Below are 20181 nucleotides of genomic sequence, written 5' to 3' on the forward strand. Positions count from 1 at the left end.
TTGTGGTAAGAAAAGTATTTATTTGATTATTTTTCACATAATTTGGTAACTGTTTTTTATATCCACTCACACGATGGCAACCGCCTTTGCTGCTTTATCTAAATTCAAATATCCTGAAGGATAATCTTTTACATCGGGTAATTTTGGCGTTTTCCCTTTTAATGCAAGTGCTAAATAACAGTGACTTAATGATAGCAACAATTTATTTTTTATCAGTATTGCTAATGCTTTATTCACGTTGATGTCATCATTAGGGAGTGCTAACTCGGCTAACTTACTGATCAAACGACTTTTTGACACTGGCTCTTCACATAATCTGTAAATACATGCTGTTAAACCTGATAATTGATGGGTAACGTTAGTAGCCACTTTACGGGTGTCAATAACAACAATATTTTCGCCTTGGTCGCTCATATAAAGTAAGGGTACTGAGCTACCACTCCACTGCTGTGACCATAGCGTAACTTGCTCTTGTAGTAACTTATGACCCGCTACATTGTGAACATTACCAACAGTTAAACTAAAAACAGCTTGATTTTTTGTTGATTTCTCATCAAAAAAATAGGCGATATTAGCAAGTTCATTCTCTGTTAAAGGATAAATATATTGATAACTTTGTAATGGTTCAAGCGTTAGGCCGTACTTTTTAGGGTCTTTAAAATAAGGGCTAAAGCGCGGATAGCGTATTTTAATCAGTTCATGATAAGGTGGTTGTAAGTGCATAATAAGCGGCAGTATTTTTGCCATTTCATCATACCAATGGTCTTTTTCATTTGGCGCTCCACATAACAAATTCCATGAAACCCTCACACCAAAATTTAAGCTCCATTTAAGTGCAGAAACATTTTGAATACCTGTAGCACCTTTAGCAACGAGCTTTAAAAAATCGTCGTGCAAACTTTCAAAGCCAGGTTGTATCCATTTTACCCCAGCATCAGCTAGTTGAGCGACATGCTCTTTTTTCAGGTTAGACTTTGTTTCATAAAAAATATTATATTTTTGTTCCTTACTTAATGCAGGTAGCACTGTTTTCATGTATTCCATCGGTAAAATATTATCAACAATTTCTAATTTATTAATGTTGTATTTTTGATGAAGCTCCTCAAATTCAGCTAATACTGCTGACGAAGACTTTGAGCGATGCGTCATGCTAACACCGTTTAAGCCACAAAAGGTGCAATGCTTTTTGGCTCCCCACCAGCATCCTCTCGAGGTTTCAGCTAACAACCCCGGATGAATACTTGCCGTTAAATCTAAATGATTTAACGTACTAAAATAGCTGTCGTAAATGGGGATACCTACCTGAGCCATATCTTCAATATAACCACGTGGTGGCTTGGTTGACACCTTGTTTTGTGAGAGCAATAAGTCATTATTTTTTTGGCAAATAAAACCATGCGGTAAGTTATGCGTGCCAATAAATTCATTACGCATCAGCTTATCAATGAACTTACCGATAACGTCGTCACACTCACCTGAAAAAACGTAATCAACCCACGGAAAAGACTCACTGATGGTTTGCCCCATAATACTTTCACAATTTGCCCCTCCCATCATTGTTACTACATTGCTATTTTTTTCTTTGATCATGCGTAGTAACGCCAAAGAGGCACAATTTTGTTGGAAGGTAGAAGTACAGGCTACGACTTTGGGTGAGTCTGCTAGGATGCGATCAGCTAATTCAGCAATATATTGTTCCGCTTTATTTCTAGTGGATAAAAGTTGCTGTTTTATGATGTCGGTCAAATCAGTGAATAGCCCAAAGAAACCGTCGTCATCACGTTTTTTGTCCGGAAAAGCACCACGAGAAAATGTCCATTCGCCAATGAGATGTTCAAAAAAAGAGTTGTCTATTTGATCATAAAGTTCAAGGCCAATTTTGGTCGAGAATTCAACATTGCCATATATTGTTTCTACTTGGTGACCATATTTATTAATATAATTTTCAATAAGCCCCAGTGCTAGAGAAGGCCGAGTAATTGAAGAATACGGCATATTGATCAAGTAGATAGTTGAAAGCATGAAAGAGACAAGTCTTATTAAATTTAATTAAACGATATATTAACAACTAAAATTATTTTTCGCTTCCTTTAATCTCTTTTGTATAAAGAGACAAAGTTTGTACACTTTTATCGACCTAACAAAACAAATATTGTATCTTTAGTCATTGTTATTGTTTATAAAGTTAAAAAAGACATGGAAGCCTTGCATAAAAGAACCATACAACCTGATATCCATGATCATCGTGATCACCAATTTTGTCTGCATCACGGTGACAAATCGCCCCAGTACAGCCATATAACTTGCCCAATTAAATTAAAAGAGCAAATGGCTGAAGATATTCTCCCTATGGTAGATTTACGCAAGAGTCTTACCTCTGAGATAATTAACCAAGGCTTACTTAATTCATGTTCAGCCTGTGCTATTGCAGTAGCGGCTGAACTTTATTTAGTCAAAGATAATCAGCCTTTTATTAATGAGAACATCAGTAATATCGATGCTTCACAAATGTTCATTTACTACAATGAGCGCGTAATAGAAGGTAAAGTTGATTTAAATGCCCCTGTTTTTATTCGTAACGGAATTAAATCTTTGTTTAAAAACGGCATTTGTTCAGAAGTCTCTTGGCCTTATCCTGAAACAACATTACCCAAAAGCATTAAAAATATTATTAGGACAGGCAGCGTTGCAGAAATTACAGCAGCGATAGCAAAAGCACTAAAAGACAATGAAACCGAATTACATGCTGCTATTTCACAAAGCCCCTCGATGCAGGCACTCACACAAGCAAAAAAACATATAATCAACCGTTATTGCAAATTAACCCTAGATAACGGTTTGCTAGACCTAAAAATGTCTTTGTCGAAAGGCTTTCCTGTTATTTTTGGCATGATGGTACCGAGAAGTTTTTATTTAACACCGGCGAGTGGTATTTTTACTATGCCTTCCCAAAATGAAATTAGGCTCGGTGGTCATGCCTTACTAGCGGTTGGATATAATGATGCCGCGCAGCACTTTATTGTTAGAAATTCATGGGGTGAAGAATTTGGCGACAAAGGCTATTGCTATATACCTTATGATTTTTTTATTGGTAAATATAACACCAATCAAATAAGTCAGCCTGAAGAGACACAAGATAACACCTTTAGCTTTTGGTGCCTGACTCATGACTAATTACTGGGTAACAAGTTATGAGTCATCGGTGTGACCATTTAATGGCATTAATCTTAGGTAGATAAACTTAGATACATAAACTTAGATACATTAGCCTAACCATCAATCAATACCGTTAATATTTGCGGATTATTGTGCAATGTTCGATGCACAGGACAACGGTCAGCTATTTCCATTAATCGTTTTTTTTCATTATCACTTAACGGCCCAAACAACTGAACTTTGCGAAGTAATGATTCTATCTTTTCATCATGCTCTGACGCTTTGTCTGCATCATTTAAATAATTACGCTCGTGGGATAAAGAAACTTCAACGTGCTGAAGCGGAATTTTTTTGTGGTCGGCATACATACGGATGGTCATTGCCGTGCAAGTACCTAGAGCAGCAAGTAAATGTTCATAAGGATCTGGACCTGAATTCTTCCCGCCTGACTGAGTCGGTTCATCCGCATACCAGTGATGGCTATCACTAAAAACTTCCTGCTGAAATTTGTGATCAAGCTCAGCAACCAAAACATGTCCCTTTGTAATGTTAACAGTCGAGATTTCAGGCGCGGGAAGATAACGACTCGCCCACCCTGAAATTGTTTGAGCAACATATTCACTATCAATTGATTTGGATAAAAGGTGATCAGCGGTATCTAGGCTAACAAAACTTTTAGGGTGTTTTGCCGCTTTGTAGATTTTCTCTGCATCTGCGATATCTACGGTTAAGTCAATCGGAGAGTGTAAGACCAATAAAGCTTTATTCAAGTGTTGTATATGTTCTGTCGTTTGATTACGTAAATCATCCAAAAATTGCTTCTTAATTGTAAATTCACGAGAACCTAAACTCACTTTCGCCGAACCGCTTTGTTCAATTTTATCAAGGTGTGCATCAAAGTTATGTATAACATGGCTTGCCTCATATGGGGCACCAATCGTTACTACGGCTTTAACTTTTGGAAGTTGTGAAGCCATAGCTAAAACAGCCGCGCCACCAAGACTATGACCTATTAAAAGTTGAGGAGCTTGATAATTTTGTTCAAGGAAGTGAGCGGCTGACAGTAAATCTTCAGTATTGGATGAAAAATTAGTATTGGCAAAATCACCGTCACTATTTCCTAAGCCAGTGAAGTCAAAACGAAAAACGGCAAAACCATGTTGCACCAAAAATCGACTAATACGTGATGCTGCCGCTATATCTTTACCACAAGTAAAACAGTGGGCAAAAAGTACATAGGCTCGAGTTTTTTGATCAGGCGTTTCTAACAAACCTGCTAGATATTGACCTTGGCTAGGAAATTCTACTTTTTTTCTCATCGGTTCTCTCCGGTGTGTTAATTAACGGCGTTAACTTACGTGCTATACGTAGATGACGTTAAGTAAGCAACAGTGGGTCGATAACCGCTTGCCAGTCGGTTAACCTTGATTGGTGATCTAACGGTACTTTACCAGCATTATTTATAAATAATGTTGGTGTTGCCCATACAGCCTTGGTGGCAGCATAACGAATAGGAGTACGAGCCTGGATGTAAGTATCGTTATTATTCATGCTGTTAATAAATTTTTCGCGGTCTACACTGGCATGCTCTTCAGAAAAATCGGCTATCAATTGAATTAAATCATAGTGAGACTTATGTAAAAACTTATCATTATAAAATTGTGCTTGTCGTTCAAATATAAATGTTGTGAAATCATAAAATTTACTGGCGTCACCCTGTGCTAACGCAAATAGCCCTAAACTCATATCCCAAGCCTGTCGGTGATTGCTAAGGGTGATTAAATGCACTCTAAGACTGACAGGCTTATCTTTATAATGTTTAGACACTGCCAGTAACGTTGGCCAGATAGTGCGAGAATGTGGGCATTGAATATCAATAAAAGCATCAAGAGTAATGAGTGCCGCTGCATCACCAAGAAGGAAACCGCTCGGGCGATGAGGAATAGGTATAGTCATTACAAATATTTCCCTGTATTACTTATCATTGATGATTATAGCTAAATAAATTACCTATGAGACTGTTGAAACTTTGCCATTGAATAACTGTTTTTCAACAAGTCGGTCTAATGCAAAGCGTCCACCATTAAAGATAACAACCAATGCGAGTAATACTCCCCATAATACATGTTCAGCATAGGCGACTGGCGCAATATCTTCTAAACTTATCACAGCAACAATATTAACAAAAAACAAACCTAAAGCAGAAAATCGACTCGCTAATCCAGCCATTAATAACAAGGGTAAAATAATTTCTGCACCCGTACCTAAATAAGCGGCTAATTCAAACGGTAGTACAGGTACTTGATATTCATATTCAAATAACATCAGTGTACTCTCCCAATCTCTGAGCTTCGTTAGTCCAGAGGCGAAAAAGGCCCAAGCAACATAAAAACGCGCAGCTAACAATGCGACGGGTTCTAACATACTAATTTTACTGGCAACATTACGATAAAAAAGGCTGGTTTGTAATAATAGATTTTGTAAAGTATCCATGGTTATTTCTCTTTAAAATAATAAATTAAGTTACGTTCAATAGCACTAATCAGCCATTGTTCAAATGAAAATTCGTTGTCATGATTTACTGCATTAAGGGCTTGTTCTAATGATTTACCAGCCAGTAAGTCATTGATAAAAAGACCTTCATTTATAGTTAATGTTGTTACTTTTGGCTGATATTCAGGACGGTAAACCATCACAAATTGTTCTAAAGGTTTTACTAATAGTGCTTGCTTTGCATTATTCATTGCCATTTTTCGTTGAAGTTCATCTTCATGATGGTGTGCATAAAAAATATCTTCTAATGGAAATGCTGTTTTCAACACGCGCACATTCTGATTAAATTCAATAAAAATATCCTTAGGTTCACTTTCACCAAGCACTTGCAATGACGTTTGTACCAAGGTCTGATCACGACCATTTAATGCACAATGAATGTGCCAATCTAGAGCAGAACAATCAGAAATATAAGGATAAATCATAGCTATTTTTGTTGTTTCTAAAAAGTGAGAAAAATTTTCTCCCCATAGAGCCCAGTCGCCTTGGTCTGGTGGCGATCTCCTTAAAAATTGATAAACTAGGTCTTCGCCAATATCACTATCTAACAATTCAAATACTGTTGGAAAACTAATCGTCAATGCTCGTTGAGCGTTAGCCAGTAGGTTTCGTCGATAAACAGTAATACCTTTAGCGTCAAAACCACATTGTTCTAAAACGGTTGAACCTTCATGCCAAATAACGTCTAGCAATGTTTGCTGGAGACTTTTATTGGGTTCATTTCTACCTGGTTCATTAATGCTTAGCTCAGTTTCAGGTTGTTCACTCATGTGCTCTTTCTCACTAATACCGCATGGGCAATATCACGCGCTTTTTTAGCTTCAGCAACCAGTACTGACCACTCGGGCAAATCGCTGTCCCATTCAATGAGTGTTGGCAGTGCCCCAAAACGGGTTAGCGCTTTTTTATAGCCTAACCAAACTTCATCAGAAACGGGGCAAGCATGATCATCAATGGTTAACTCTCCCACCAAAGGTATGCTACAACCGGCTAAGTGAATTTGTGCCACACTCGCCACGGGTAATTCATTAATATAATCAGCTATAGATTGCTGAATATCGCCGTTATCAAAATTTACACTATTAACGGCAATATTATTAATATCTAATAATATTTTTGCCCCCGTACGTTGATAGAGCTGTGTTAAAAATTCAGCCTCTGAAAGATGGCTTTCATCAAACTTTATATAAGCAGAAACATTTTCAATGATAAGTTCTCGCCCTAAAAAATCTTGTACTTTTTCAACTTGTTCACACATCGAGGCTAACGTCTGCTGAGTATGGGCAATCGGTAACAGATCACCACTGTGAATAACTTGCCCTTGTTGCTGTCCCCAAGTAAAACAGGCATGTTCAGACATAAGAAATGGGTCAATATTTTCCGTTAATTTTTTCAAACGATCCAAGTAATGCTGCGGAATGTTCTGTGCAGAGCCAAGCCCCATTGACGTTGAATGCAAACTAACTGGGTATTTCTCTCTAACTTGTTTAAGTACAGATAACGCAGCGCCGCCTTGACCAAAAAAGTTCTCCGAATGTACTTCAATAAAATCAACCTGTTTGGGCTGAGTTAGTATGTCGGTAAAATGAGGGTGCCTTAGACCAACGCCTATCATTACATTACTGTTGAATACCGACATACTCATTATTTAAGCGCCTTTCGTTGCTTTATAAAGCTTTTTAGCATCTGCTTTTGATAGTCCGCCAAGTGTTGAGCAAGTACCTTTAGTTACTAGCTTCCATTCACCTTTATCGTTATCAACCTTTGACTGACCGGCACATGAATGGGTACCCGCTAAATTTGCACAATCGTTTTGTGCCGCTTTTGCTACGCCATAACATTTTTCTTTCTTATCTGCTGCTTCTGCTGGTGCAACAATACCTGTCGAAATTACTGCAGCTAGTGCTGCACTTACTAATAATTTATTATTCATCATTTATCCTATTATTGTTTAAATGAGCAACTAGATCCGTTGCTCTAACCATTGTATTAATTGTTGTTGTGGTAAGCCACCTACACGCTGGTCAATAATTGCACTATTATTCACCAACATCAGCGTGGGTACACTACGTATACCATAATCAGCAGCTACACTTGCCATACTATCGACATCAATTTTAATCGTGTTAAATCTATTTTTCATCAGATCAGAGGCTCCTTCAACAATAGGAGACATTGTTTTACAAGGTCCACACCATGAAGCAGTAAAATATAACAGTGATATTGATGCTGAGATAATAGATCATCAATTGAGTCATCTAATGTTAGTTGTTTCATCATCAAGCCTTACCTAATGGGTGAGTATTAGTCGTAAATTTTTTCAATTTGCGCTTCTGTTAACCCTTTAATATCGGTCCAATTAGTCTGAGCGGTTTCAATATAACCCGGAATATCTGTTACCCATTTTTTTTGCACGTCTTTATTGAGGTTTAAATATAATTTGTCACCACGGATATGCCAGGCCATCGGATCGGTATCAAATTTTTTATTCATCGTAACGCCAAAGGCACAGAAACCACCGTACTGTGGTGCATATTTACTTGGCTCAGATTTAAAAAGGTCACGGTTATCTGCCGTAGAAAACTGGTAAATAGCGCCGTTGTAAGCTGCAGTGAATTGATCTGAGCCTTTCGTTGGTGAGCCTTTAGTAAAATAAGATACCGTATCATAGCCTTTAATCGCTAAATCATTGCCATTGGCATTTACTTCAATATTCGCTGCAAAACTTAAACTGCTAACTAATAAGGCAGAAGTCGCAAAGGTAGATTTTATCAATGTTGAAATTTTCATTTTGTTGCTCCAGTAATTAATTTTTACTCTGTCATGTTCAAAGTTTGTTTATTAATAAGGATGTTTCCTTGGTTGATAATATAGGCCTTTCAATTACCTAAAAGGAATGAGATAGTCCTAACTTTGAACCCTATCGTCCAGAATAGGTATAAAGAGAGATAAAATGGATCAACTTTCAGTCATCTTGCAACGCTTTTCGATGAATACTGAGGTTTTCTTTACCGGAAATTTATGTGGTATTAGTAATTTTAATCGCGAGCAAAATCAGGGACACTTGCACTTACTTCGCAGTGGAGAGTTAACGCTGATTGATGAGCGGGGTAAACCTCAATTAATTAATGAACCGACCGTGTTATTTTTCCCAACACCTCATGCTCATCGTATTATTGGTAGTGAGCATAATCCTCCTGAATTAGTTTGCGCTAACATCATCTATAACGAAAGTTCCTCTAATCCCATTGCTAATGCTCTGCCTACGAGAATGTCCTTTACACTTGGCGAAGACGAAAAACTGAAACAAACTGCAGATTGGTTATTCGAAGAAGCGTTTCACGAACGATGTGGACGACTTCCTATGATTAATTCGTTAACCAATATCTTTCTTATTCATGTACTTCGCCATGTACTCGATAACAATATTATGCAGCACGGATTACTCGCAGGATTAGCCCACCCTCAAGTATCGAGGGTATTATTAGCTGTTCATGATGCGCCACAGCATCAGTGGAGCTTAGAAGAAATGTCTGAGCTTGCAATGATGTCCCGTTCAAAATTTGCAGATATTTTTAAATGTACTGTTGGTCAAAGCCCTGGAGATTATTTAATTGATTGGCGTATTGTTGTGGCTAAAGGCTTATTAAAACAAGATAAATCTGTGGCATTAGTGGCTAATGCAGTTGGTTATGAAAATGGCTCGGCATTAGCACGGGTGTTTAGAAAAAAATTGGGAATATCCCCAAAGCAGTGGCTTGAACAAACACGCTAACTTAATTTGACTATGTGACATGACTTACCTTTTCAACGCAGCCAAAATTGGCTGCTATTAATGAAGTTATCTTTAATAATAAAACCAGCTATTGAAAAATAAATTATAAATAAAAATTTATGCAATACTGATATATTTTTATTTAACCGCCAAACCGCGAACGAAAAACATTACAATTTTTATTTGCTTAAACACTTAGCTTCAATATGATCTATTGATGAGAATATAGCGGTATATGCAGGGAGATTTTTGGTGAAAGAACATTTAGTCAATAAAAGTAACGTTAGGCGACTAACAAGCGCTGATTTCGGTCAATTATCAAGTGGTGAATCGACACAACTTTTTACCCTGCAAAACAACCGTGGGACTCAGATCAGTATCACTAACTTTGGCGGCATAATCACCGCCATTAACACACAAGATAGCAAAGGTATTTTTGCTGATATCGTTTTAGGTTACGATAACATTGAAAGCTACGAACACGACCCTTATTATCTAGGTGCCATTATTGGTCGCTACGCCGGTAGAATTGAGCAAGGGACTTTCAGTATTGCTGATGAAACTTTTCAGCTGACCTTAAATGCTCCTGACAGCCAACTTCATGGAGGAAAAAAAGCCCTTAACAAGCAATTATGGCAAGCCAATACATTTCAAAATAACAGCTCGGCAAGTGTAGTGCTCACTTATACTAGCCCCGATGGCGAAGAAGGTTTTCCCGGCACCGTTACTTTTAAAGTAATTTATACTTTAGATGACGATAACCAATTCACCCTTGAATATTTTGCCCACACCGATAAAACTACTATAGTCAATTTAACGCAACACAGTTATTTCAACTTGGCTGGCCATGACAGTGGTAATATTTTAGATCATCAAGTTTATATTAATGCTAACCATTTCTTACCTATGTGTGAACGTGTCTATCCGACAGGTGAAAAAAGCCCCGTTGCTGGAACGGTTCATGATTTTACCAACGCTGCAGACCTACGCACTTTGGGCGATGAAATTAACGGTGAAGATGAACAAATAAAAATTGGCTTGGGTTATGACAATTATTGGCTTTTAAATAAAGAGTCTTTAGGGGGAGAAGTGCTTGCAGCACAAGCTGTCGAAAAATCCTCTGGCCGTTGCCTAAGTATTTATTCAGACCAACCTAGCTTAATTTTATATACCGCCAATTATATTGACGGTAGCCAAATAGGTAAAGACCATTGCCGTTACCAGCCACGCGCTGCACTTTGTTTAGAAACCCAACGCGCTAATAGTTTTCACAAGGGTTGCTCTATCGACAATGTACTATTGACCCCTGAAGCAGATTTTTATAGTAAGACTCGCTGGATTTTTTCTTGTCTTTAAAATGAAGATCACAGATAAAAAGGATCGGTGATCCTTTTTATCTGCTGGTAATTACTTAACGAAAAACATGATGAGTGCACCAGCCATTGCGCCAAATAACGCCGCAAATAATATTTGCATATTTGGGTTAAAACTATTGTCTTCTTCATCTGAAAACGCTTCATCAAGCGCTTCAAGTAAAACTATCTCAGTTTGTGCTATTTCAAAAACCGACGCGAGTCCAAGTACGGTATCTTGAGAAGCATTACCGTAACGTTCTACGCGTTTCACCGTTCTTAAGCTAATAGCGCAGGCATCAGCTAAATGTTGTTGGGTCCAGCCATTGGCCGTGCGAAGCTCTTTAATTTTTTTGGCATTAACATCCATCTTATTCACCAAACAACATAAATAAAACGTTAACGGCTAAAAAACCACAAAGTGCACCGGCTACAAAGCAACTTGGGATGAACCACCAGAGTTTATCTTTACTGAGTTGAAGACTTTTCTTTAGCGCTTTTTTAAGTGTTTTTACATGGACATCATTTTTGATTAACGTACAGTGAGTTTCACCGGTAAACATATTAACAACATGTAATTCAACTTCATAAGAGTCTCCACCAATAGAAAAATAATGAATTGATTTACGTCTAAACGACCATTTTCCAGAGACTAATACATCATCAACATAAAGTCGCTCTTTACCATTAACCGCTGAGCAATTTAAGTAAACCGTATGGTCACCTTCAATAAAGCTATAGTTGAAACCCTTGCGAAAACTTATCGTACCTTCCAAATCTCGTTTAGCCGTTGTCATATTCGGTGGTATATTTTTTTCTGAGTTTTTCTTTGTCGTGTTTTCTGCATTATTTTCCATGATGTTGCCTTAGTTAGTCTTATTGGTGTGAGGCCAGTAAAACTTTTTTCGGTAATAAAGTCTGCGTCATTGAGGTGACAGTACCCCTAAATGTCATATGACAACATCAGTGTCACATAAACTAACGTATTGAAAATATTAAACAACACAAAATAAAAGAGGGCAACATAATTGTTGCCCTCTTTTATGCTAAGTCAACCTAGTTAACTATACATCTAATAAATCTTTAATTTGTTGGGTGATTTCATCGATTCTATTAATATCTATCGGGGCAATAAAGATAGTATCATCGCCAGCTAATGTGCCTAAAATTCCGGCGGGTTCACCTAAACTGTCTAGCATTCTCGAAATCAATGGCGCACCACCAATACCGGTTTTCAAAATTATTTGCATATTATTATGCTTAACACTGACCACAACTGACTGAATAGATTGCTTTGATTTAGGTACTGCAAGCTCATCAGGTAAAATATAAACAACTTCAGTATTGGCGTTACGCATTTTAACTGCGCCAAGTTTTGACAACAAACGAGATATTTTCGCTTGTGACATGTTTTTAAAACCTTGCTTATCTAAAGCTTCAGCGAGCTGACTTTGTGAACCGTAGCATTGATCTTTTAATAAGGATTTGAATGCTAAAACTAATTCTGCTTCATTTTTTTTACGGCTAGAAATCATATCTTCGCTGGTACAGTGGTTATATTATTTTTTATTTTAAGCGATTAACACTATATTCACCTAGACAAATTTATAAAAAGTAGTGTTAACTTTGTATTTTCACTAAAGAAATAACACCTAAGGATACAAGGCTACATAAATAAAGCCTTAGCCTAAAACAAAAAAAAGTAAAAAGTGGGTAATAAACATCTGAATATAAAGACTTTTATGACAGTTCTGCGCGAGGATGTACCGTTCTTTCATTCCATTAGTATACGGATTTACCCTTCGTTGCTTTTGATTTACTGCTGAGACGCTAAGTAGCAATTTTACTTTACTCGATAGTTATACATATTTACTTGCTTACAATTTTTAAACATTTTTCAAACGCATATGTCTGACAAAACTTGCTTACATTTGTTAACATTTAGTTATATAAAAAATAATAAGAATTTATCGAAGAATCATGAACAATCATCTTCCAAAGACCGATCGCTTAATAGGCTGCAAATTATGTTGAGTAAAAACTTAATAAAAAGTACCTATCAACTCTTTTTTTTATTACTGACATTTATATCAGTACCCGCTTTAGCTGCTGATCCACAACATGAAAATGAAACTACGGTCTTTGATAAAACATTCAGCTGGCAAGCTATGGGTGGGATCTCAGGTATTTACCAACAGAGTCAATTAATGGGGGTTGAGCCATCAGAATTTGAAGATTACCTTAATATTTCACTGTTACTTGATGTTTATTACAAAGGTTTTTTTATCCAATCAAATCATCGTCGCTCTGATGCTGTCACGCTAGGAGGTGAAATAGGCTACGAACTCATTGTTGAAGACAATTGGGAACTCGATATTATCACCAAAACTTATGTACAGGGTTATCAGCCTAAAGAATTAATAAAAAATAGCGACTCTGGTATCGCCACCTTACTCGGTTTACAAGAAAGAGACTCGGGTGAAGGGTTAGGTTTTCGTTATTCCCACTTTTATGACGATGCTATTTTATCGGTCGATGTCGCCGCACTTATCACCGATGGCTGGGTGGCTGATATCTTTTATAGCAAGTTGCTTCCCTATAGAAATTGGGACATTTATCTTGGCGCAGGTCTTACCCACTATTCAGCACAAGTGACTGATTACTTTGTCGGTGTTAATAAAAATGAAGTTTCAGATATGCGTTCATTTTATAAACCCGGTAGCAGTTATAAAGCACAATTAGAAGTATTTGCTCGCTACCCTATATCTCAAAAGTGGTCGTTTAATGGCGGTGTAACTCAAAGTTATTATTCTGCTTCTTATAATGACAGCCCTCTGATTGGCCAGCAACACTTAACACAAGTGATGTTAGGGGTACTTTATGTCTTTTAAATTTAGCAAAGGACATGCTAAAAAGTGGTTATTATTAAGCTGTTTATTCGCGGGTTTGACGTCTAGTGTCGCCGCAGAAATAACGCAGGAGAAACAAGATCAACAGCTGGAAAAATCGCCAGAAAATCACGTAAGCTTTTCAGCACAGCCAGCTAACTGTATTGCTTTGCGATATGGTAGAACCTGCTACGCTAACGTAAAAATAAATTGGACTAGCGATATTAAGCAAGATTATTGTCTATTGATTAAACAAGAAAAAACAGCACGAACAGTTCAGCAAAACATAAAATGCTGGAAAAGTAGCAATGGCAACGAAATTATTTTTAATTTTGAATCAAATAAGAAAATTGAATTCCAGCTGATGTCCTCTAAAGACAAGCAAGTTATTGCAGAAACCGCAGTAGAAGTAAGCTGGGTGCACGAAGCAACCCCAAGAAAACGTCGCTGGCGTATATTTTAATGCTAACGTCAGATGTAATAAGGATAAAAAAATGACCAGTCGAATCTTATTAGTAGAAGATGATTTAACCTTAGCTGATTGGGTTTGTGAGTATCTTCGCGAACAAAACTTTATTGTTGATCATGTCGCTCGTGGTGACTTAGTCATGGCCGCCATGGCAAAATTTCAACCACAATTGGTATTGCTCGATATTATGTTACCTGGCTTGAATGGTATTGAAGTATGCCGATTGATTCGCCAGGAAAGTCAGTTACCGATAATAATGCTCACCGCTAGAGCGGATGAGTTTGATGAAGTTATAGGCTTAGAGGCCGGCGCTAATGACTACGTAATAAAACCTGTTCGTCCACGTGCCCTACTAGCGAGAATAACGGGTGCGCTTAAGCATAGCGCTCCAACCGAATCATCTACGCAAATAATAACCTTCGGTTCACTCATTATTAATGGTGAAGCTAAGCGAGTCACCTATAAAAATGAAGAGGTGGAATTATCGACCAGTTTATTTGCCTTTTTAACTTTTCTTGCTAGCCATGCTGGCGAAGTTGTTGACAGAGACACCGTATTTAAAGCGTTAAAAAGTCGCGAATATGACGGACAAGATCGCCGTTTTGATGTGATGCTTTCAACACTACGGAAAATATTTAAAGACGATCCACAAAAACCACAAAAATTTAAAACTGTTTGGGGTAAAGGCTATTTATTTGTGGCCGATGCGTGGGCTGAATAAAAAATGAAACGCTTGTATATCAGTATGGTAGTTGCCGTGTTGGGGGCATTATTCATTATAAGTTGGGGACTAGATAAACTGGTCGCTAAACAAGGTAATGAACATGAAAATACAGAGTTAGTGGTTTACCAGAAACTCATTGATGGTTTTGAGCAACAGTTATCAAGCATAAAAGCTGATGAATTATTAGAAAAAACCAATCAATTAGCAAAGAACTTTAAAGTCAATGTTTCACTTGAAAGTACCGATAACATTGCTCTGCCACCCTCTTTACTGGCACAACTCTCAGAATCAGGTGGTTTATTACTCGCTTCTCAAGATGATGCTTATTTATTAAGAAAGATATCCTTGTATCCACAAACGCTGATACATTTACAATTACCACCGATGGTGCCAGAAAATGAACAAGAAAATCTACTTTTCACCTTGATCCTCTATCTAGGCATTTGTGGTATTTTACTGCTCTGGCTGTTGCCATTAACTCGTCGCCTTTATTTACTGACATTTGCCGCTGCTAAAATTGGCGCTGGCGATCTATCAATACGTGTTCCTTATAACCGTTTATCTTATATAAATACCTTAGAAAGCAGCTTTAATAATATGGCGGCGCGCATAGAGAAATTGGTTGCTGACAATAAAATTCTTGCCCGCAGTATTTCCCATGATATTCGCACACCTATGTCATGCCTGCGATTTGGCGTTGAAGCCGCATTAGACTGTGATGATTTAAACAAAAAAAACAACTATCTTTTGCGTATGGAAAACGAATTGACCCGCATGGAAGATATGACAACTGCTTTTCTTGACTATGCGGGTATGGAACGACAAAGCTTTCATTTAAATACCGAATTAATTGATGTCAATAATCTCATTGAACTGGTGACCAGCGACTGTCAATCATTAGCAGAACAACATAATATTAAATTAACTTGCAAGTCATTAAACATAGAGAAATTCTATTCTTTAGACTTTCATTGGTGTTATCGCGCCGCATTAAACTTAGTGAGTAATGCTATTCAGCATGCCAATTCACAAGTCATATTATCGGTAGAGCTAACCCAGCAAGGGTTTTTCATTGCGGTAGAAGATGACGGAAAGGGTATTCCAAAAGATAAACGAGACGTCATTTTTTCACCTTTTATAAAACTTGATAGTTCACGTTCACGAGAGCAAGGACACTTTGGTTTAGGGCTTGCTATTAGCGCTAAAGTGATGGACTGGCATCAAGGCACCATTAAAGTCATTGCAGGTCTTCATTTATCAGGTGCACGATTTATTTTACTCTTTCCAGCGCAGAGTCAAATTGAAAAATAATAAACATTTACAATAGTTTGCTACCAAGACAACTTGTGATGATAATAAGATAAGTGTGCTATTATCGTTATCATTTACAGAAAGAATGGCCAATTGGTGACTGCTATTTTGCATTAGTACCCTATTAAGTTAGTTGCCACCCCCTACTTACGGTAAATATGAGTAATGCTAAAGCTTTAACTTCCCATATTTATAACTTTCTATTAGTATACCGCCTGATTTCATCTTGATAAAATTAACTAAAGCCTTTTAAAATAAAGGACTATTTTGTTTTTTATTTTTCAAAACTAAACACTAGCAGTAAATAACTATGAGTAAAGTTGTTAATAACACCTCCCTAAAACAAGTGCTAACGAACTATCGATGTTCTGTTGATCAATGTAGCGTATCTCCTTTAGGGAATGGCTTAATTAATAGCACTTACTTAGTGCGGAATATTAACGATAATTTTGTTTTACAACGAATAAACAAAAACGTTTTCAAAAAGCCAGAAGACGTCATTAATAATGCGGAATTGATTAACCAACATTTATTAGCAAAAAAGCAGCAGAATTTATATTCGCTATCGCCAATATGGCAAATACCAACTATCGATAAACAACCTTTTGTTATTGATGAACACAAAGAGTACTGGCGTGCTATTGGCTACATACCGAACTGTTTTACTGTTGAAGAAGTTGAAAACCCCGTACAAGCACGGCAGGTTGGCTCAGCTTTTGCGCAATTTACAGCAGCATTAAGTGATTTTTCTGCAACATCATTAACCGAAACCATTCCTGACTTTCATAATTTATCTAAACGAATGGATGATTTAAAAACGGTAGTCAATACCAATGCTAAGCAGCGTTTATCTTCATGCCAAGCACTCGTTGATTTTTGTTTTGCACAGCAAGTTTTTATTGATGAAGTCGCTAGCCTTACCCAACAACTTCCGCTGCAAGTTACCCATAACGATACTAAAATTAATAATTTATTATTTTGTACTAAATCCAACCAACCACTTGCTGTCATTGATTTAGATACCTGCATGCAAGGATATCTTATGCATGACTTTGGTGACATGGTAAGAACTTGCTGTTCAAATTTACCTGAAGATGGCAAAAATTTAACAAAGATGGCCGTTAGATTTGATATTTACAGCGCGCTAGCGCAAGGCTACATAGAAGCTTTTGGTGACAAAATGTCGGCACTTGAACGACAAAGCTTAACAATTGGCGCACAATTATTACCTTTTATGCTCGGCGTTCGATTCTTAACTGATTATCTAGATGGAGATAATTACTTTCATGTTAAGCATCGAAGTCATAATGTAGAACGTGCTAAAAATCAGCTTAACCTTTATCAGTTGTTACATAAGGATCGTGAAAAATTGAATAAAATAACCACTGATTGTGCCCTCGCCATAAGTTAACCCCTGCTGTTGCCTTTGTTCAGACTTATAAACGGAGTAAAGTTATATTAAAGGCGACACGACCTGCTAATCAATCAATTCTACCTTCTTTATTGAGTGTTACTTTGCCACTTTTGCGATTAGAGACACAAGTTATAATGAGTGAAGAATCCAATAAAGTATCTTATATTTGACGAGTTTGACCTTGTTGTTATTGTTTGTTTTTTAACCTACATTATTTTCAAAATATAATAATAAGAATAATAATGGCTCGCTATAATAACGTCACCCCAAGGTTTGTTAAATACGCCATGTTAGCAAGCATTGCATTTATATTGATAATTGCCAGTAACTTAGTTAATAACATCACAACATTTACTAAAAACGATAATGAACAACAATTTGTGGAAGTAAGCACATTGCAAACTGGCATTGGTCAGCAGACTCGATTCTCGCTCTCTGATGGTTCAAGAGTTAAGCTCAACACCAATAGCCTAATCGAAGTCAATTTTTCAAAAAAAATGCGCTTATTAACGCTTATAAAAGGCGAAGCGAGCTTTGATGTTACTAAAGATAAAAGTCGACCCTTTATGGTCATGGTGGGTGAAAGATCATTTACCGCCTTAGGGACCATTTTTAATATAGAAAAAAAATCAAACAAAAATATCGAGCTTGTTGTGACCAAAGGCCGTGTTTTAATTACCGAGTCATACCAGCCCATCGATAAATTAGTTAAACAACAAACAAGGTTAACAACAGAAAATTTGCCTGGGGTAGTGATTGCGTCAGGTGAAATTGCCACCATAGAAAATAGTGCCTTCACTGCAAATAAAAGCACGTCTTTTGAACAAATTCAGCGAGTACTCGCTTGGCAACAAGGTATGTTAGTTTTTAATGGTCAACCCTTAGATGAAGCTTTAACTGAAGTTAGTCGCTATACCACCATAAAGTTTGAAATCATTGATAGTAAACTCAACCAAACAAAAGTATCAGGCTACTTTAAAGCTAACGATATCGATGGGCTACTTGAATCTTTAAAAAACAACTTTAATGTTCAATTCGAAAAAGTAAATAATAACATCATTCGCTTAAGCCTAAACACCGAAGAAAATCACTAAAGCATTTATTGCTAAGCTGGCGCCGAATACCGTTTTTAAAAGTATTATCTCATTTACTAAAAAAGCAAAGTGCTAAGACTTTGCTTTTTTAGGTTTTAAGGTTGAGCATATTAAATTATTAATATTAGCTATCAGGGTCAAGACCCTGCTTAATTTTTTCTATTCGCTCTTGGTGCCTATGATGCGCTTTCAATGCATTAACAGAAAAGGCGCCAACAATAGCAATAATGGGTATTAATAATGCGAGTGTTGCCGGATTAAGTAGTGTTTCTAACCATCCCATCAGTAAGTCCTTTAAAATTATTAATTAAGCTTTAACGGTTATTCTTCGAAATAAGTCCCCCAACCATCATAATCAACTTTACAAAGGCTGGCTAACTCAAACATTTTTTTAGTCTCTTCGAAAATAATCTCTTCATCGAGCGGTTGTTCAGTAATAATATCAAAAGCAAAAACTTTATCACCATTTTCTAGCTCGGCTTCTTCAGGGTCTTCTATTTCTAAACCCATTTTAAAAGCGGTAATAGCCGCTTTTTCTAGCAGATCAAAATCTGTACTAGAAAAATGATGCTCAATAGTGTGATGTACCTCTTCGTTGGTACCATCTTCGATAAGGGCATTCACTAAATTATTGGTGTGATCTTGCCATTGTTGCAAATCTTCATCTATCATCATGATCTCTATTTTTAAACTTTATTTTTTAGGATTAGCTCGTTTCCAGACTCTTTACTGAGCTCAGCAATTTTCACAAGCATACTTTTATGGGCGGTGTTAGCGACTTCTCTAATACTTTCTTTAGCTTGGTTATTAAAATATATAGGCTCTAATAGCTCAATAATCAATTTACCGTTGTTCCAACGACCTAATTTTATCTTGCCGTGTAAATTACTAACACAAACAGGAATAATAGGTACATTTGCTTGTTGCGCTGTTCGAAATGCGCCAGTTTTAAAAGGCAGTAAACCTTTACCATTACTTCTAGTTCCTTCTGGAAATAACCACACAGACAACTCTTTCTCAGTAATCTTTTTTGCAGTTAACGCTATGGTATTAATGGCTTTACTTGAATTTGAACGATCAATTAAAATGTTACCCGTTAACCAATACATTTGGCCGAAAAAAGGGATCCACTTTAAACTTTTTTTGCCAACACTAACAGTAGAAGGCTGAACAGCTGCACTAACAGTAAAAATATCGTAGCTATTTTGGTGGTTACATATATAAACTGCTGGTCCAATATCTTTAATACTTTCTGGTATTCTAACCTCAATAGTTAGGCCTAAAAGTGTAGAGACCTTACTCAGATAATGTGAGGTATGATAGACATTATTACGATGAAAGGGTCGTAAAATACTATAAATACAAGCAGCACAACAAATAAAGACTAAAGCTAGTGTCATGACAATAAAGCGAATTATGGCTAACAAATTTACATCCTAATTATT

24 protein-coding genes are annotated in these 20181 nt (G+C 36.9%); 9 read left to right on the forward strand and 15 right to left on the reverse strand.

Annotated elements, in window-relative coordinates; genetic code table 11:
- Positions 1 to 66: 66 nt before the first annotated feature.
- Positions 67 to 2022, reverse strand: coding sequence for a RiPP maturation radical SAM C-methyltransferase (locus tag H4J69_RS02800; RefSeq protein ID WP_182244033.1), 1956 nt, complete (start codon positions 2020 to 2022; stop codon positions 67 to 69).
- A gap of 174 nt (positions 2023 to 2196) precedes the next feature.
- Here H4J69_RS02800 and H4J69_RS02805 point away from each other — a divergent pair, with 174 nt between their 5' ends.
- A complete protein-coding gene (locus H4J69_RS02805; protein WP_182230201.1) occupies positions 2197 to 3174 on the forward strand; it encodes a C1 family peptidase in 978 nt (325 codons plus the stop codon).
- 95 nt (positions 3175 to 3269) lie between these two features.
- On the opposite strand, the gene H4J69_RS02810 is transcribed toward H4J69_RS02805, so the two are convergent.
- The 8 genes from H4J69_RS02810 to H4J69_RS02845 form a co-directional block, all read right to left on the reverse strand.
- Positions 3270 to 4475 carry a bifunctional alpha/beta hydrolase/OsmC family protein gene (locus H4J69_RS02810; RefSeq protein WP_182244032.1) on the reverse strand — a complete coding sequence of 402 codons (1206 nt, stop codon included), beginning with the start codon at positions 4473 to 4475 and terminating at the stop codon, positions 3270 to 3272.
- Positions 4476 to 4533: 58 nt separating this feature from the next.
- Positions 4534 to 5112, reverse strand: a complete 579-nt coding sequence (locus H4J69_RS02815) for a thioredoxin domain-containing protein (RefSeq protein ID WP_182221757.1) — start codon at positions 5110 to 5112, stop codon at positions 4534 to 4536.
- Between the two features lie 54 nt (positions 5113 to 5166).
- The gene (locus H4J69_RS02820) at positions 5167 to 5649 is read right to left on the reverse strand and encodes a DoxX family protein (protein ID WP_182221756.1); all 483 of its coding nucleotides are present in this window, start codon (positions 5647 to 5649) and stop codon (positions 5167 to 5169) included.
- 2 nt (positions 5650 to 5651) lie between these two features.
- Positions 5652 to 6479 carry a putative DNA-binding domain-containing protein gene (locus tag H4J69_RS02825; RefSeq protein ID WP_182230203.1) on the reverse strand — a complete coding sequence of 276 codons (828 nt, stop codon included), beginning with the start codon at positions 6477 to 6479 and terminating at the stop codon, positions 5652 to 5654.
- Positions 6476 to 7354, reverse strand: a complete 879-nt coding sequence (locus H4J69_RS02830) for a DUF692 domain-containing protein (protein ID WP_259364678.1) — start codon at positions 7352 to 7354, stop codon at positions 6476 to 6478. Before H4J69_RS02830 ends, H4J69_RS02825 begins: the two co-directional genes overlap by 4 nt.
- A gap of 3 nt (positions 7355 to 7357) precedes the next feature.
- A complete protein-coding gene (locus H4J69_RS02835; protein ID WP_070375771.1) occupies positions 7358 to 7642 on the reverse strand; it encodes a DUF2282 domain-containing protein in 285 nt (94 codons plus the stop codon).
- A gap of 30 nt (positions 7643 to 7672) precedes the next feature.
- The gene (locus H4J69_RS02840) at positions 7673 to 7948 is read right to left on the reverse strand and encodes a co-chaperone YbbN (protein WP_182244044.1); all 276 of its coding nucleotides are present in this window, start codon (positions 7946 to 7948) and stop codon (positions 7673 to 7675) included.
- Positions 7949 to 8013: 65 nt separating this feature from the next.
- On the reverse strand, positions 8014 to 8499 hold the full coding sequence (locus H4J69_RS02845) for a YHS domain-containing (seleno)protein (RefSeq protein WP_070375769.1): 486 nt from the start codon (positions 8497 to 8499) through the stop codon (positions 8014 to 8016).
- A 163-nt stretch (positions 8500 to 8662) separates the two neighbouring features.
- On the opposite strand from H4J69_RS02845, the gene H4J69_RS02850 reads away from it, so the two are divergent.
- Together H4J69_RS02850 and H4J69_RS02855 are read left to right on the forward strand one after the other, a co-directional pair.
- On the forward strand, positions 8663 to 9484 hold the full coding sequence (locus H4J69_RS02850; RefSeq protein ID WP_182221754.1) for an AraC family transcriptional regulator: 822 nt from the start codon (positions 8663 to 8665) through the stop codon (positions 9482 to 9484).
- A 252-nt stretch (positions 9485 to 9736) separates the two neighbouring features.
- Positions 9737 to 10840, forward strand: coding sequence for an aldose epimerase family protein (locus H4J69_RS02855; protein WP_182213713.1), 1104 nt, complete (start codon positions 9737 to 9739; stop codon positions 10838 to 10840).
- 51 nt (positions 10841 to 10891) lie between these two features.
- On the opposite strand, the gene H4J69_RS02860 is transcribed toward H4J69_RS02855, so the two are convergent.
- The 3 genes from H4J69_RS02860 to argR all read right to left on the reverse strand — a co-directional run bounded on the left by H4J69_RS02860 (position 10892) and on the right by argR (position 12371).
- Positions 10892 to 11206: a helix-turn-helix domain-containing protein gene (locus tag H4J69_RS02860; RefSeq protein ID WP_182213715.1), complete on the reverse strand. Its 315-nt coding sequence runs from the start codon at positions 11204 to 11206 to the stop codon at positions 10892 to 10894.
- Position 11207: 1 nt separating this feature from the next.
- Positions 11208 to 11693 carry a hypothetical protein gene (locus tag H4J69_RS02865; protein ID WP_182213717.1) on the reverse strand — a complete coding sequence of 162 codons (486 nt, stop codon included), beginning with the start codon at positions 11691 to 11693 and terminating at the stop codon, positions 11208 to 11210.
- A 207-nt stretch (positions 11694 to 11900) separates the two neighbouring features.
- Complete coding sequence (gene argR, locus H4J69_RS02870; protein ID WP_070375764.1) at positions 11901 to 12371, reverse strand: transcriptional regulator ArgR; 471 nt, start codon at positions 12369 to 12371, stop codon at positions 11901 to 11903.
- A gap of 492 nt (positions 12372 to 12863) precedes the next feature.
- Between argR and H4J69_RS02875 the strand changes: the two genes are divergently transcribed.
- From H4J69_RS02875 to H4J69_RS02900, 6 genes are all read left to right on the forward strand, one after another.
- Positions 12864 to 13727 carry a MipA/OmpV family protein gene (locus H4J69_RS02875; RefSeq protein WP_182213719.1) on the forward strand — a complete coding sequence of 288 codons (864 nt, stop codon included), beginning with the start codon at positions 12864 to 12866 and terminating at the stop codon, positions 13725 to 13727.
- Positions 13717 to 14187, forward strand: coding sequence for a DUF3019 domain-containing protein (locus H4J69_RS02880; protein WP_182213721.1), 471 nt, complete (start codon positions 13717 to 13719; stop codon positions 14185 to 14187). Before H4J69_RS02875 ends, H4J69_RS02880 begins: the two co-directional genes overlap by 11 nt.
- 31 nt (positions 14188 to 14218) lie before the next feature.
- Positions 14219 to 14914 (forward strand): response regulator transcription factor, encoded by a 696-nt coding sequence (locus H4J69_RS02885; RefSeq protein WP_182169277.1) that lies wholly within the window; start codon positions 14219 to 14221, stop codon positions 14912 to 14914.
- A gap of 3 nt (positions 14915 to 14917) precedes the next feature.
- Complete coding sequence (locus tag H4J69_RS02890; protein ID WP_182221751.1) at positions 14918 to 16228, forward strand: ATP-binding protein; 1311 nt, start codon at positions 14918 to 14920, stop codon at positions 16226 to 16228.
- Between the two features lie 310 nt (positions 16229 to 16538).
- Positions 16539 to 17639, forward strand: a complete 1101-nt coding sequence (locus tag H4J69_RS02895) for a phosphotransferase enzyme family protein (RefSeq protein WP_182221750.1) — start codon at positions 16539 to 16541, stop codon at positions 17637 to 17639.
- Between the two features lie 245 nt (positions 17640 to 17884).
- Positions 17885 to 18736: a FecR family protein gene (locus H4J69_RS02900; protein ID WP_182230207.1), complete on the forward strand. Its 852-nt coding sequence runs from the start codon at positions 17885 to 17887 to the stop codon at positions 18734 to 18736.
- 124 nt (positions 18737 to 18860) lie between these two features.
- Here the strand turns inward: H4J69_RS02900 and H4J69_RS02905 are convergent, their stop codons facing one another.
- Genes H4J69_RS02905 through H4J69_RS02915 form a run of 3 tightly spaced genes read right to left on the reverse strand, consistent with a single transcriptional unit; the run spans position 18861 to position 20163 of the window.
- Positions 18861 to 19019: a hypothetical protein gene (locus H4J69_RS02905; protein WP_182213728.1), complete on the reverse strand. Its 159-nt coding sequence runs from the start codon at positions 19017 to 19019 to the stop codon at positions 18861 to 18863.
- Positions 19020 to 19057: 38 nt separating this feature from the next.
- The gene (rraB, locus tag H4J69_RS02910) at positions 19058 to 19411 is read right to left on the reverse strand and encodes a ribonuclease E inhibitor RraB (protein WP_259364676.1); all 354 of its coding nucleotides are present in this window, start codon (positions 19409 to 19411) and stop codon (positions 19058 to 19060) included.
- A gap of 11 nt (positions 19412 to 19422) precedes the next feature.
- Positions 19423 to 20163: a 1-acylglycerol-3-phosphate O-acyltransferase gene (locus H4J69_RS02915; RefSeq protein ID WP_182213730.1), complete on the reverse strand. Its 741-nt coding sequence runs from the start codon at positions 20161 to 20163 to the stop codon at positions 19423 to 19425.
- Positions 20164 to 20181 lie beyond the last annotated feature (18 nt).

Source organism: Colwellia sp. BRX10-9 (genome assembly GCF_014077405.1).
Classification (GTDB): Bacteria; Pseudomonadota; Gammaproteobacteria; order Enterobacterales; family Alteromonadaceae; genus Colwellia_A.

Bases quoted from the DNA above. Each gene is read 5' to 3' on its own strand.
- argR (WP_070375764.1), bottom strand. From the start codon at position 12,371: ATGATTTCTAGCCGTAAAAAAAATGAAGCAGAATTAGTTTTAGCATTC.
- H4J69_RS02865 (WP_182213717.1), bottom strand. From the start codon at position 11,693: ATGGAAAATAATGCAGAAAACACGACAAAGAAAAACTCAGAAAAAAAT.
- H4J69_RS02875 (WP_182213719.1), top strand. From the start codon at position 12,864: ATGTTGAGTAAAAACTTAATAAAAAGTACCTATCAACTCTTTTTTTTA.
- H4J69_RS02900 (WP_182230207.1), top strand. From the start codon at position 17,885: ATGGCTCGCTATAATAACGTCACCCCAAGGTTTGTTAAATACGCCATG.
- H4J69_RS02805 (WP_182230201.1), top strand. From the start codon at position 2,197: ATGGAAGCCTTGCATAAAAGAACCATACAACCTGATATCCATGATCAT.
- H4J69_RS02830 (WP_259364678.1), bottom strand. From the start codon at position 7,354: ATGAGTATGTCGGTATTCAACAGTAATGTAATGATAGGCGTTGGTCTA.
- H4J69_RS02850 (WP_182221754.1), top strand. From the start codon at position 8,663: ATGGATCAACTTTCAGTCATCTTGCAACGCTTTTCGATGAATACTGAG.
- H4J69_RS02810 (WP_182244032.1), bottom strand. From the start codon at position 4,475: ATGAGAAAAAAAGTAGAATTTCCTAGCCAAGGTCAATATCTAGCAGGT.
- H4J69_RS02880 (WP_182213721.1), top strand. From the start codon at position 13,717: ATGTCTTTTAAATTTAGCAAAGGACATGCTAAAAAGTGGTTATTATTA.
- rraB (WP_259364676.1), bottom strand. From the start codon at position 19,411: ATGATGATAGATGAAGATTTGCAACAATGGCAAGATCACACCAATAAT.
- H4J69_RS02825 (WP_182230203.1), bottom strand. From the start codon at position 6,479: ATGAGTGAACAACCTGAAACTGAGCTAAGCATTAATGAACCAGGTAGA.
- H4J69_RS02845 (WP_070375769.1), bottom strand. From the start codon at position 8,499: ATGAAAATTTCAACATTGATAAAATCTACCTTTGCGACTTCTGCCTTA.
- H4J69_RS02835 (WP_070375771.1), bottom strand. From the start codon at position 7,642: ATGAATAATAAATTATTAGTAAGTGCAGCACTAGCTGCAGTAATTTCG.
- H4J69_RS02820 (WP_182221756.1), bottom strand. From the start codon at position 5,649: ATGGATACTTTACAAAATCTATTATTACAAACCAGCCTTTTTTATCGT.
- H4J69_RS02905 (WP_182213728.1), bottom strand. From the start codon at position 19,019: ATGGGATGGTTAGAAACACTACTTAATCCGGCAACACTCGCATTATTA.
- H4J69_RS02815 (WP_182221757.1), bottom strand. From the start codon at position 5,112: ATGACTATACCTATTCCTCATCGCCCGAGCGGTTTCCTTCTTGGTGAT.
- H4J69_RS02800 (WP_182244033.1), bottom strand. From the start codon at position 2,022: ATGCTTTCAACTATCTACTTGATCAATATGCCGTATTCTTCAATTACT.
- H4J69_RS02890 (WP_182221751.1), top strand. From the start codon at position 14,918: ATGAAACGCTTGTATATCAGTATGGTAGTTGCCGTGTTGGGGGCATTA.
- H4J69_RS02860 (WP_182213715.1), bottom strand. From the start codon at position 11,206: ATGGATGTTAATGCCAAAAAAATTAAAGAGCTTCGCACGGCCAATGGC.
- H4J69_RS02895 (WP_182221750.1), top strand. From the start codon at position 16,539: ATGAGTAAAGTTGTTAATAACACCTCCCTAAAACAAGTGCTAACGAAC.
- H4J69_RS02885 (WP_182169277.1), top strand. From the start codon at position 14,219: ATGACCAGTCGAATCTTATTAGTAGAAGATGATTTAACCTTAGCTGAT.